10 protein-coding genes and 1 pseudogene are annotated in these 12,330 nt (G+C 55.7%); 7 read left to right on the top strand and 4 right to left on the bottom strand.

The features are described 5' to 3' along the window. Positions 1-43: 43 nt before the first annotated feature. Positions 44-1,206, bottom strand: a pseudogene (locus BFC21_RS11770) (IS3 family transposase); the annotation flags it as partial. A 335-nt stretch (positions 1,207-1,541) separates the two neighbouring features. On the opposite strand from BFC21_RS11770, the gene BFC21_RS11765 reads away from it, so the two are divergent. Then, the gene (locus BFC21_RS11765; protein ID WP_120266155.1) at positions 1,542-2,588 is read left to right on the top strand and encodes a hypothetical protein; all 1,047 of its coding nucleotides are present in this window, start codon (positions 1,542-1,544) and stop codon (positions 2,586-2,588) included. An 81-nt stretch (positions 2,589-2,669) separates the two neighbouring features. Here the strand turns inward: BFC21_RS11765 and BFC21_RS11760 are convergent, their stop codons facing one another. From BFC21_RS11760 to BFC21_RS11750, 3 genes are all read right to left on the bottom strand, one after another. After that, positions 2,670-3,920 (bottom strand): ribonucleotide-diphosphate reductase subunit beta, encoded by a 1,251-nt coding sequence (locus tag BFC21_RS11760; protein WP_016782118.1) that lies wholly within the window; start codon positions 3,918-3,920, stop codon positions 2,670-2,672. 503 nt (positions 3,921-4,423) lie between these two features. After that, positions 4,424-4,681, bottom strand: coding sequence for a heme utilization protein (locus BFC21_RS11755; RefSeq protein WP_120266154.1), 258 nt, complete (start codon positions 4,679-4,681; stop codon positions 4,424-4,426). Between the two features lie 142 nt (positions 4,682-4,823). After that, entirely contained in the window at positions 4,824-5,087 is a 264-nt protein-coding gene (locus tag BFC21_RS11750; RefSeq protein ID WP_088377941.1) for a DUF2790 domain-containing protein, read from the bottom strand. 415 nt (positions 5,088-5,502) lie between these two features. On the opposite strand from BFC21_RS11750, the gene acs reads away from it, so the two are divergent. The 6 genes from acs to BFC21_RS11720 all read left to right on the top strand — a co-directional run bounded on the left by acs (position 5,503) and on the right by BFC21_RS11720 (position 12,260). Further along, complete coding sequence (gene acs / locus BFC21_RS11745; RefSeq protein ID WP_086798394.1) at positions 5,503-7,458, top strand: acetate--CoA ligase; 1,956 nt, start codon at positions 5,503-5,505, stop codon at positions 7,456-7,458. A 635-nt stretch (positions 7,459-8,093) separates the two neighbouring features. Continuing rightward, positions 8,094-8,867: an ABC transporter substrate-binding protein gene (locus tag BFC21_RS11740; RefSeq protein WP_016782122.1), complete on the top strand. Its 774-nt coding sequence runs from the start codon at positions 8,094-8,096 to the stop codon at positions 8,865-8,867. 104 nt (positions 8,868-8,971) lie between these two features. Beyond that, positions 8,972-9,661 carry an ABC transporter permease gene (locus tag BFC21_RS11735; protein WP_016782123.1) on the top strand — a complete coding sequence of 230 codons (690 nt, stop codon included), beginning with the start codon at positions 8,972-8,974 and terminating at the stop codon, positions 9,659-9,661. After that, positions 9,658-10,356, top strand: a complete 699-nt coding sequence (locus BFC21_RS11730) for an ABC transporter permease (protein WP_016782124.1) — start codon at positions 9,658-9,660, stop codon at positions 10,354-10,356. Before BFC21_RS11735 ends, BFC21_RS11730 begins: the two co-directional genes overlap by 4 nt. 3 nt (positions 10,357-10,359) lie before the next feature. Then, positions 10,360-11,472, top strand: a complete 1,113-nt coding sequence (locus BFC21_RS11725) for a succinylglutamate desuccinylase/aspartoacylase family protein (protein ID WP_088377940.1) — start codon at positions 10,360-10,362, stop codon at positions 11,470-11,472. Between the two features lie 23 nt (positions 11,473-11,495). After that, a complete protein-coding gene (locus BFC21_RS11720) occupies positions 11,496-12,260 on the top strand; it encodes an ABC transporter ATP-binding protein (RefSeq protein ID WP_016782126.1) in 765 nt (254 codons plus the stop codon). Positions 12,261-12,330: the final 70 nt, after the last annotated feature.

Raw genomic sequence — 12,330 nt, 5'->3', positions numbered from 1 at the left:
ACCCACCTCGGCACACACTGAACGGTTGAGTCCGATGAAGCGAACTAATCCCTGACACGACGTTAAGTTTTTTCTCGGCCTGAACGGGCGTTAGCCCTCCATTGAATTGATGAGGCCGTATCCAGTTGTAGCAATACATCAAATAATGGCTGATGTCCCGTTGCGCCTGCTGAATCGACATATAACCCACCGAGGGTATCCATTCGGTTTTTAAACTTCAAAAAACACGTTCCATCGGTGAGTTGTCGTAGCAATTGCCCCGGCGACTCATGCATCTGTCTGATACGGTACCGCCACAGACGCTGGCGAAAGTGGCGACTTCCATATTACGATCCCTAGTCGGAGTGAAACAGCAGCCCTTGAGGCTTTCCACGTTGCTGATAGGCCATATCCAGAGCCGTCGTGACCAAGTCTGCATCCGGGTTTCCTGACAACGCCCAGCCCACCATACGGCGAGCAAGGAGCTCCATAACCACGGCCAGGTAATGCCCTTTTCCTTGCGCTCAGATGTAGGGGATATCACCACACCAAACCTTATTTGGTTCGGGAGCATCGAACTCACGATTCAGTGTGTTTGGAATGTCAGGCCGCTCGACCGTTGTTTTTTTATATGCATGCGAACCCTGTTGCTTGCTGGTTAAGCCCAATTCCCGCATCAAGCCGCGCACCTTGAAACGGCCGATCTGCTCGCCATCTTCCTGCATCATGGACGCGATGCTGCGGCTGCCAGCAGCGCTTCGACTCTGGGTGAACAGTTCGCTGACTCGACTGCGTAATCGAATTCTTTCAACGTCCGCAGATCGCCGCCTGAGGCGATGGGCGTAGTAAGTCCGAACTCCACGCACAAGCAGTAAACACGTTCGTGGGCGCTTAGCTGATGGATCAGCGCGAACGCTCGAGATCTTCCGACATCAAGAGCGCGGTGGGCTTTTTTAATACCGATTTCTCTCGCTCGAGACGGGCGATTCGAGCTTGCAGCTCTTGAATTTTTTGCTGGTCCGGGGTCAATGCCTTGCTCTGCGGGGTAACGCCTGTGCGTTCCTGCTGAAGCTGGCTAACCCAACGGCGCAGAGCTGACTCGCCAATGCTGAGTGAACGACTGGCTTCTATGAAACTGTAATTTTGCTTGAACACGAGGTCGGCAGCCTCGCGTTTGAATTCAGCGGAAAAGATACGGCGTTGTTTGGTCCCCTGACACCTCGATATGGCGAGTATTCTTGCCTAAATGGATGTTCAGAATAATTAGACCATTACATAAGCAGGCTAGCCAGAAGATTAGGCAAGTAGAGAAAATTCTTAGCTGAAATCAGAAATATCCTAAATATTTTTTCTTAAAAAAAACTGAAACTTGATCCCGTTCAGGGGCATTCAGACACTCTTGCCTGCGAGTTAATCCCACATCTAGATTAACGAGTCGTGGGAGGGCGTCAGCATGTCTGCCCGGTATGGACCTAATAGAAGACCTGGAAAGGGTTGTTTCAGTGGTTCGATGATGTTTGTTTGAACACTCCCCATTATCTGAAGTAATGGTATCGGAATAAATGACACAGCACATAAATAGGTCCGTCATCGGCCCTCATCAACTCCTTTATCTACTGTACGGCGACAAGGAGGTTTATCGGCTTGAAGCGAGATTCAGTATTTTATCGGCGTTGCGCCACAGAAAGAACCCGGCTGATTTTACGATCACACTGATGACAGACCAGCCAGAAGCATTTGACGGCTGGCCAATCACAGTGCTCTCTTTGAGTGAGGAGACGCTGGGTATTTGGCAGGGTGCAGGCGGGTATTCTCATCGACGTAAAGCTTGTGCCATCCAGGCAGGAGTCATGCTTGCCGGAAAAACCATTTTTATTGATACCGATACGGTTTTTTTCAAAGACCCTGCTTTGCTGTTCAAGCGCGTCACTGATGACCAGTTTTTAATGGATGAGTTTGAGCTGAGTTGGGCTCAAGCCTCTCGGCGCGCGTGGTATCGCCCGCTTGTTACACATCTTGATGCTGAATATATAGCCCCTGCACCTGCGTTGAGACTGTTCAATAGCGGAGTTTGCGGGATGACCAACGCCAACAGTCATATTGTCGAAGGCGCAATCAGTTTGATTGATCAATGGGCTCATCTGGGTGCAAGAATCCTTACAATTGAGCAAATTGCCCTGTCGTTTATGCTGTACGGTCGAAGAGTCATCGAGGCCAATGATTGCATCAATCATTACTACGCCGTAAAGCGCTATCACCATGCAATGTACCGTGCGTTTTTCCATGAGCAGGGCGAAGGCTATCGCGATGACTTGCCAGAGGCTTCTTTTGCTGTTCCTGACCGTCTTCCAAGAAACCCGCTGCGCGATCGCTTGCGGTTGAAATGGAAATTCATGCGGCAAGGTGCTGTACCGCGCAAGGCTGCAAAATTCTATATGTTGGGTAAGCGGGCCAATCGATGCCCCTACCTTGAGGCCTGCAAGTTGCTTTGGTGGGCGGTAGCAGTGGAGGAGCTCAAGCGTCTGGAGGCTGCTGACAAGCCCTGCAAAATACTGGCTGAGCTGTGGCGGGAAGATACCGAGTTCTTGAGTTTTATTAAGAACAACTGAACATGCAGAGGCACAAAAAAAGGGCCAACACAGTTGGCCCTTTTTTACGTTCTGCGTATGGCTTGACTCAAGCCGCGCGTATCAATCCCAGCTCAGCGCGCCGCCGGTCTGGTATTCAATAACCCGCGTTTCGAAGAAGTTTTTCTCTTTCTTCAAGTCCATGATTTCGCTCATCCACGGGAACGGGTTGGTGGTGCCCGGGTACTCTTCTTTCAGGCCAATTTGCGACAGGCGGCGGTTGGCGATGAACTTGAGGTAGTCTTCCATCATCGCTGCGTTCATGCCCAGTACGCCGCGCGGCATGGTGTCACGTGCGTATTCGATTTCCAGCTGAGTGCCTTGCAGGATCATCTGCGAAGCCTCTTCCTTCATTTCAGCGTCCCACAAGTGCGGGTTTTCGATCTTGATCTGGTTGATCACGTCGATGCCGAAGTTCAGGTGCATGGATTCGTCGCGCAGGATGTACTGGAACTGCTCGGCAACACCGGTCATTTTGTTGCGACGGCCCATCGACAGGATCTGGGTGAAGCCGCAGTAGAAGAAGATGCCTTCCAGAACGCAGTAGTAGGCGATCAGGTTGCGCAGCAGTTCCTTGTCGGTTTCGACAGTGCCGGTTTCGAACTTTGGATCAGAGATCGAACGGGTGTATTTCAGGCCCCAGGTGGCTTTTTTGGCAACCGACGGGATCTCGTGGTACATGTTGAAGATCTCGCCTTCATCCATGGCCAGCGATTCGATGCAGTACTGGTAGGCGTGGGTGTGGATCGCCTCTTCGAAGGCCTGGCGCAGGATGTACTGGCGGCACTCCGGGTTGGTGATCAGGCGGTAAACAGCCAGTACCAGGTTGTTGGCGACCAGGGAGTCGGCAGTCGAGAAGAAGCCCAGGTTGCGCATCACGATGCGGCGTTCGTCGTCGGTCAGGCCTTCCGGGTTTTTCCAGAGGGCGATGTCGGCGGTCATGTTGACTTCTTGCGGCATCCAGTGGTTTGCGCAACCGTCCAGGTATTTCTGCCACGCCCAGTCGTACTTGAACGGCACGAGCTGGTTGAGGTCGGCGCGGCAGTTGATCATCATCTTTTCGTCAACCGCAACACGGGCGGAAGCGCCTTCGAGTTCGGCCAGACCTTCAGCAATGTCGAGGTTGTCCAGCGCGGCCTTGGCGCGAATGATCGCAGCCGAATCGGTAGCCGTGACTGCACGGGCTTCCTGGGCAGCTACGCCGCCAGCAGCGTCGAGGCGGTCCATGTTGGCTTCGGTTGCGTGGCCTGCGTTGGCGCCTTTAACAGCGACTTCGCCTTCGTCTTCTTTGTCGAATTCGTCCCAGCTCAGCATGACGTGTCGTCTCCTGCGTGAGGGCCAGATGCCCGTGTGAAAACACTGATGGTTTGGTTTTTACACGGCCATAGGCCACTTGGATCTAAGAAATGTTGCTTGCAGTAGCGTTGTGCTCACGCAAAAACATGAATGTGTACGTTGGCTTGTACCGCTGTCGCTCAGGGGAGGAGGTCGTGCCTGCACTCACCCTGGGCCTTGAGGCCGTAGCAGCGTGGTTTTATAGCCCGCGAAGGGGATATGCCAAGCCTTTTTGATGGCCGCAGTATAAGGCTTTTGCACAAGGTATTTCAGCCAGTTTTTTTTCAGGGGATGCGACGAAACGCCCTAAATTGGTCTTGGGCTTAGGCATGGCTGCGGCTGAGCGAGGGTTTGCCGGGGCAGAAGTTTTTTTGTCATGGGTCGGGGCGACCAAATGACCTGTGGCATGAGCGGGGATGAGCGGGGATTTGATGCAAGGCAGACCACGCCCGGAAGATACCGGGCGTCAGGTCGAGGCGGTGTTAGCTGAGGCGATGGCCGTTGGTGCGGTCGTAACCGTCTTCGGCAAAACTGGCAGAGCGGGTGCTGTCATAACCGTCTTCGGCAAAACTGGCGGAGCGGGTGCTGTCGTAGCCGTCTTCGGCAAAATTGGCAGAGTGGGTGCTGTTGTAGCCATCTTCAGTAAATGTGGCGGTGTGGGTGCGGTCATAGCCGTCGGCGGCAAAGGCCGAACTGGCCAGAACGGAGAAACTCAAAGCCACAATCAATGAACGTTTCATTAAATAATTCCCGAGCGTTACAAGCGCAGGCGGGCAACTTTTCAACGTTATATAAGTCAGGTTGGAAGTTGCAATTAAGCGCCGCGTTGGTTCGCTTAAATAAGTGAGTTGATTAAAACTGGAATAAATCGCCGGTCGTTAATCAGCCGTTGGAGCAGCCATTGCCCATCACGCGGTATTCAAGGGTGTGTTGCTGGCCCTGCGAGTCTTCGTAGACCATTTGGGCCGGCACCACTTCGCAGACGCTGGGGATTTCGCTCATGGAAATGACTTTGGCGATATCCAGTTCGGACGAGTAGGAATACTGTTCTACGGCAGGTTGCGAGTGCGCAGCGGGTGTGTTCACTTCATCAGCCATGGCGGTCAGACACACACTGCTCAGGGCCAGAACTAACAACGCTTTCATTTCAGATTTACCTGTTTTCGGTCGAGTGGGGTCACACAGCCCTTGTGAGGCTGTGTGTGGAACTGAGTATTTAAGAGCGACTAAACTTGCCTTCGTGGGGGCTGTAACTTGGGTTAATCGCGGTGCCTTGGTTGGCGAGATGAATTTTAGGCCTGTGCCGTGCGGGCATATAGAGGGGGTTTTGATAAAGACTGTTGACAGTTTCTGCAACAATCGTCGAAAACAGGGCTCATTTCTGACGTTTGCAAGGTGCATGGCAAGCAGCAAATCGCTGTAAGTACTGTGCTTGAGCCTTGCGCAGAAAAACCACGAGTTTTCTGCGTGTTTCTTACTACCAACGTCGAATGGATCTCACGGCTTGGCCCGGCTAAAACAGGGTCATAAAACAACAACTACAAGCATTGAGGTATGAAACATGAGTGCCGCTTCCCTGTATCCCGTACGCCCTGAAGTCGCTGCCAATACGCTGACCGACGAGGCGACCTACAAGGCGATGTACCAGCAGTCCGTCGTCAACCCGGATGGCTTCTGGCGCGAACAAGCAAAGCGTCTCGACTGGATCAAGCCTTTCACTACCGTCAAGCAGACGTCTTTCGACGACCATCATGTTGATATCAAGTGGTTCGCGGACGGCACCCTCAACGTTTCCTACAACTGCCTGGACCGCCACCTTGCCGAACGCGGCGATCAGGTAGCGATCATTTGGGAAGGGGATGACCCTTCCGAGCAACGCAACATTACCTACCGTGAACTGCACGAAGAAGTGTGCAAGCTGGCCAACGCCTTGCGCGGTCAGGATGTGCACCGGGGTGACGTTGTCACTATTTATATGCCGATGGTGCCCGAGGCCGTGGTCGCCATGCTGGCGTGTACCCGGATCGGTGCCATTCACTCGGTGGTGTTCGGCGGGTTCTCGCCAGAGGCGCTGGCGGGCAGGATCATCGACTGCAAATCCAAGGTGGTGATCACCGCCGATGAAGGCTTGCGCGGCGGCAAGCGCACCGCGCTCAAGGCCAATGTCGATGTGGCCCTGACCAACCCGGATACCTCCAGCGTACAGAAGATCATCGTGTTCAAGCGTACCGGCGGCGACATCGCCTGGTACAAGCACCGTGATATCTGGTACCACGACCTGATGGCCGTAGCCTCGACTCACTGTGCGCCTAAAGAAATGGGCGCTGAAGAAGCCCTGTTCATCCTTTATACCTCCGGCTCTACCGGCAAGCCCAAGGGTGTGCAGCACACCACGGGCGGTTACCTGCTCTATGCGGCGTTGACCCACGAGCGTGTGTTCGACTACCGCCCGGGCGAGGTGTACTGGTGTACGGCGGACGTCGGCTGGGTGACCGGTCACACGTATATCGTCTACGGGCCGTTGGCCAACGGCGCGACCACCGTGCTGTTCGAAGGCGTGCCGAACTACCCGGACATTACCCGCGTGTCGAAAATCGTCGACAAGCACAAGGTCAATATTCTCTACACCGCGCCTACAGCCATTCGCGCCATGATGGCCGAAGGTCAGGCGGCGGTTAAGGATGCCGATGGTTCCAGCTTGCGCTTGCTGGGTTCGGTGGGTGAACCGATCAACCCCGAGGCCTGGAACTGGTACTACACAACCGTTGGTAAAGAGCGTTGCCCGATTGTGGATACCTGGTGGCAGACTGAAACCGGCGCTTGCATGATGAGCCCGCTGCCGGGTGCGCATGCACTCAAGCCAGGAAGTGCGGCGCGTCCGTTCTTTGGGGTGGTGCCGGGGCTGGTGGATAACCTGGGCAACCTAATAGAAGGGGCTGCTGAAGGTAACCTGGTGATTCTGGATTCCTGGCCAGGGCAGGCGCGGACCCTGTATGGCGATCATGACCGTTTCGTCGACACCTACTTCAAGACCTTCCGTGGCATGTACTTCACCGGTGACGGCGCGCGCCGTGACGAAGACGGTTACTACTGGATCACCGGCCGCGTGGATGATGTGCTTAACGTGTCCGGTCACCGGATGGGTACCGCGGAAATCGAAAGCGCGATGGTGGCTCACCCCAAAGTCGCTGAGGCTGCAGTGGTCGGTGTGCCCCATGACATCAAGGGGCAGGGCATCTATGTGTACGTCACCCTCAATGGTGGCGAAGAGCCAAGTGAGGCGTTGCGCCTTGAGCTGAAAAACTGGGTGCGCAAGGAAATCGGCCCAATCGCCTCGCCGGATGTTATCCAGTGGGCGCCGGGCCTGCCGAAAACCCGTTCGGGCAAGATCATGCGCCGTATCCTGCGCAAGATTGCCACCGGTGAGTACGACGGCCTGGGCGATATCTCTACCCTGGCTGACCCGGGTGTGGTGCAGCACTTGATCGATACCCATAAAGGCATGAAAGTCGCATAAGGCGTTCTGAGCGTCATCGAGCCCCGTCCGGTGTTACCTGGCGGGGCTTTTTTATGGTGGCCTGGAATCTACTGTGGGAGCGGGCTTGCTCGCGATGACGGCGCTTCGGTTTATCTGGCACACCGCATCGAATGCATCGCGAGCAAGCCCGCTCCCACAAGGTGCATTCAGGGCCGGCAAGACAATTGCAACTGTGCGCGCCGGCGGGCGGTGTTACCGAATATGTAACCGACGGCTCCAAGATGGGGCTTTGCGACACCTAAAGCACCGATTTAGAGCCCTTCTGGTGCCCTGAAAAAATAAGATTAAACGCTGCACTTGCCGGAATAGAAGGGTTTGCGAATAATAGGCCCGCTATTTGCAGCTTCTATAGGTTCTACGTCTTTTCCTCTTGCATTTTTTTGCAGAGATGTCAACACGCGAGGCCGCCTTTTTCGATGCATCTGTAATTAGTTGTCGCATTGAAGAAATAACGGCTTGAAGCCTGTCGTTAGAATGCCGATCACTCGCTCGTCGTTGTTGTGCTGGTCACAGCGCAACGCCAGTAGGACGTGGCGCCGCATTCCCGGTTTAACCTCCGCATATTGGGCTCAGGCTCACTCTGCTTTTATTGCCTTTACCGATGGAGTCCTAAGATGAAGAAACTCGTGCTTCTTGGCGCCCTGGCACTGTCCGTGCTGTCCCTGCAGGCTTTTGCTGCTGACAAACCTCTGAAAATTGGTATTGAAGCGGCTTACCCTCCGTTCGCTTCCAAAGCCCCGGATGGCAGTATCGTGGGTTTTGACTACGACATCGGTAATGCACTGTGCGAGCAGATGCAGGTCAAGTGTGTGTGGGTCGAGCAAGAATTCGATGGTCTGATCCCTGCGCTTAAAGTGCGCAAAATCGACGCGATCCTGTCCTCGATGTCCATCACCGAAGACCGCAAGAAGTCGGTTGATTTCACCAACAAGTACTACCTGACCCCGGCTCGCCTGGTGATGAAGGAAGGTACTGTGGTTAGCGACAGCCTTGATGAACTCAAAGGCAAGAAAATCGGCGTGCAGCGCGGTTCGATCCACGACCGTTTCGCCAAGGAAGTCCTGGCACCCAAAGGTGCAGTGGTCGTGCCTTATGGCTCGCAGAACGAAATCTACCTGGATGTTGAAGCGGGTCGTCTCGACGGCACCGTTGCCGACGCCACCCTGCTGGAAGACGGTTTCCTGAAAACCCCGGCTGGCAAAGGCTATGCGTTCGCAGGCCCGGCTTTCACCGACGTGAAATACTTTGGTGATGGCGTGGGTATCGCCGTGCGCAAGGGCGACGCCCTGAAAGACAAGATCAACGCTGCCATCACGGCTATCCGTGAAAACGGCAAGTACAAGCAAATCCAGGACAAGTACTTCAACTTCGATATTTACGGTCAGTAATACATCGCAGCAGTACGTCTGAATGGCGCAAGCGACAGGATCTCTGAAGTTTGCGCCATTTTTTCATCCTCATTTTCGAGCTATTTTTCTAGAGGGCCGGAATCATGTTGAAAGGCTACGGGGCTGTCATCCTCGATGGCGCTTGGCTGACGCTTCAGCTCGCCTTGTCGTCCATGGCCCTGGCCATTGTTCTAGGTCTGATCGGTGTTTCGTTGCGCTTGTCGCCGGTACGTTGGCTGGCTTGGATGGGCGATCTGTATTCAACGGTAATCCGCGGGATTCCCGACCTTGTGCTGATTTTGCTGATTTTCTACGGCGGTCAGGACTTGCTCAATCGCGTGGCGCCAATGCTGGGCTACGACGATTACATTGACTTGAACCCGTTGGCTGCCGGTATCGGCACCCTGGGCTTTATTTTTGGTGCCTACCTGTCCGAGACGTTTCGTGGTGCGTTCATGGCCATCCCCAAGGGGCAGGCTGAAGCCGGCATGGCGTATGGCATGAGTCCGTTCCAGGTGTTTTTCCGGGTATTGGTGCCGCAGATGATTCGCCTGGCGATCCCGGGCTTTACCAATAACTGGCTGGTGTTGACCAAGGCTACGGCGCTGATTTCGGTGGTGGGCCTGCAAGACATGATGTTCAAGGCCAAGCAGGCGGCGGATGCCACCCGCGAGCCGTTCACCTTCTTCCTGGCCGTTGCAGCGATGTACCTGGTATTGACCAGTGTTTCGCTGCTGGCACTGCGACAACTTGAGAAGCGCTACTCGGTAGGCGTTAGGGCGGCTGAGCTATGATCTTTGACTACAACGTCATCTGGGCCAGCATGCCGCTGTACCTGAGCGGGCTGCTGGAAACCGTGAAACTGCTGGGCATTTCGCTGTTTTTCGGCTTGCTGGCGGCCGTGCCGCTGGGGTTGATGCGGGTCTCCAAGCAGGCCTGGGTCAACTTTCCGGCCTGGCTGTTTACCTATGTGATTCGTGGCACGCCAATGCTGGTGCAGCTGTTCTTGATCTATTACGGTCTGGCCCAGTTCGAAGTCATCCGTGACAGCTTTATGTGGCCGCTGTTGTCCAGTGCCACCTTCTGCGCCTGCCTGGCATTTGCCATCAATACCAGCGCCTATACCGCCGAAATCATTGCCGGCAGCCTGCGGGCCACGCCCAATGGCGAGATTGAAGCAGCCAAGGCGATGGGCATGTCCCGTTCCAAGATGTATCGCCGCATTCTGTTGCCGTCGGCCATGCGCCGGGCGCTGCCGCAATACAGCAACGAAGTGATCATGATGTTGCAGACCACCAGCCTGGCCTCCATAGTGACCCTGATCGACATCACCGGCGCTGCGCGTACGGTCAATGCCCAGTACTACCTGCCGTTTGAGGCCTATATCACGGCTGGTGCTTTCTACCTGTGCCTGACGTTCATTCTGGTGCGCCTGTTCAAACTGGCCGAGCGCCGCTGGCTGGGCTATATGGCCCCGCGCAAGGCCTGACCGATGGAACGTATCGATCACCTGCTGCCCTGGAACAACCTGGGTTGCGAGCGTCATTTGACGGTGTTCCGGTTCGGCGCAGGTGAGCGCAAGGCCTATATCCAGGCCAGCCTGCATGCCGACGAGCTGCCGGGCATGCGTTGTGCCTGGGAGCTAAAGAAACGCCTGAGCGAACTTGAAGCCCGTGGCGCCTTGAACGGTGTGATTGAGCTGGTGCCCGTGGCCAACCCCCTGGGGCTTGGCCAGTTGCTGCAAGGCAGCCACCAGGGGCGTTTCGAGTTTGCCAGCGGCAAGAACTTCAATCGCGATTTTGTCGAGTTGAGTGAGCCGGTAGCGCAGCGGCTGGCAGGTCGCCTGGGGGATGATCCCCACGCCAATACCCGGCTGATCCGTCAGACCATGCTGGAGGTGTTGTCCGGGTTGCCAGCGGCGACCAGCCCGTTGCAAGGTATGCAGCGTGTCTTGTTGAGCCATGCCTGTAATGCAGACATTGTGCTGGACCTGCACTGTGAAACCGACGCTGCCCTGCACATGTACGCGTTGCCCCAGCATTGGCCGCAGTGGCGTTCGCTGGCTGCGCAGCTGGGTGTGCGGGTTGGCTTGCTGGCTGAAGACTCGGGTGGCAGCTCCTTCGATGAAGCCTGCTCCGTGCCCTGGCTGCGTTTGCAGCGCCGGTTTGCCGATGCGCAGATTCCATTGGCCTGCATGTCCACCACCCTGGAGCTGGGCGGCCAGGCTGATACCGGCCGGCCCCAGGCCGAAGCGTATGCCGAGGGCATTCTGGCGTTTCTGGCCGAGCAAGGGCTGATCAATGGCGACTGGCCTGCTGCACTGCATGACACCTGCGAAGGCATGCCGTTTGAAGGCACTGAGTTATTGTTTGCACCGCACCCCGGTGTGGTGAGTTTTTTACGTCCGGTGGGCGCCTGGGTTGAAAAGGGCGAGCCGCTGTTTGAAGTGATTGATCCTTTATCTGACCGGGTCAGTACGGTATGCGCAGGAACATCCGGCGTGTTATTTGCCGTTGAGCGCCTGCGTTATGCCCAACCCGGTTTCTGGCTGGCTAAAGTGGCGGGGCGCGAGCCTTTGCGCCACGGGCGCTTGCTCAACGACTGACTGTTTTTGTGAGAACCGACAGCATGTACAAACTTGAAGTCCAAGACCTGCATAAACGCTATGGCAGTCATGAAGTGCTCAAAGGCGTTTCACTGGCCGCCAAGGCAGGCGATGTGATCAGCATCATCGGTTCCAGTGGTTCCGGCAAAAGTACCTTTTTGCGTTGCATCAACCTGCTCGAGCAGCCCCATGCCGGCAAGATCCTGCTCAACGGCGAAGAGCTCAAGCTGATCGCCAGCAAGGACGGCGCGCTCAAGGCTGCCGATCCCAAGCAGTTGCAGCGCATGCGTTCGCGCCTGTCGATGGTGTTCCAGCATTTCAACCTGTGGTCGCACATGACCGCGCTGGAAAACATCATGGAAGCGCCGGTGCATGTGCTGGGCATGTCCAAGGCCGAGGCCCGTGACAAGGCAGAGCACTACCTGCAGAAAGTGGGCGTGTCCCATCGCAAGGACGCCTACCCGGGGCATATGTCCGGTGGTGAGCAGCAGCGTGTGGCGATTGCCCGCGCCCTGGCGATGGAACCGGAAGTCATGCTGTTTGACGAGCCAACGTCAGCACTTGACCCGGAACTGGTGGGTGATGTGCTCAAGGTGATGCAGGACCTGGCCCAGGAAGGCCGCACGATGGTGGTGGTGACCCACGAAATGGGTTTTGCGCGTGAAGTGTCGAACCAGCTGGTGTTCCTGCACAAGGGGATTGTTGAAGAGAGCGGCGACCCGCGTGAAGTGCTGGTCAACCCGCAATGCGAGCGTTTGCAGCAGTTTTTGTCGGGCAGCTTGAAGTAACTGCAGTTTTAACACTGCCGCCATGCACCAAAATAGGTCATGCTCCGCATCCCGCGCAGCTGGCCTAGGC

Source organism: Pseudomonas sp. TMW 2.1634 (genome assembly GCF_001703595.1).
Taxonomy (GTDB): Bacteria; Pseudomonadota; Gammaproteobacteria; order Pseudomonadales; family Pseudomonadaceae; genus Aquipseudomonas; species Aquipseudomonas fragi.
The sequence above is the reverse complement of the archived record's forward strand: the minus strand, read 5'-3'. Positions and strand labels throughout refer to the sequence as shown.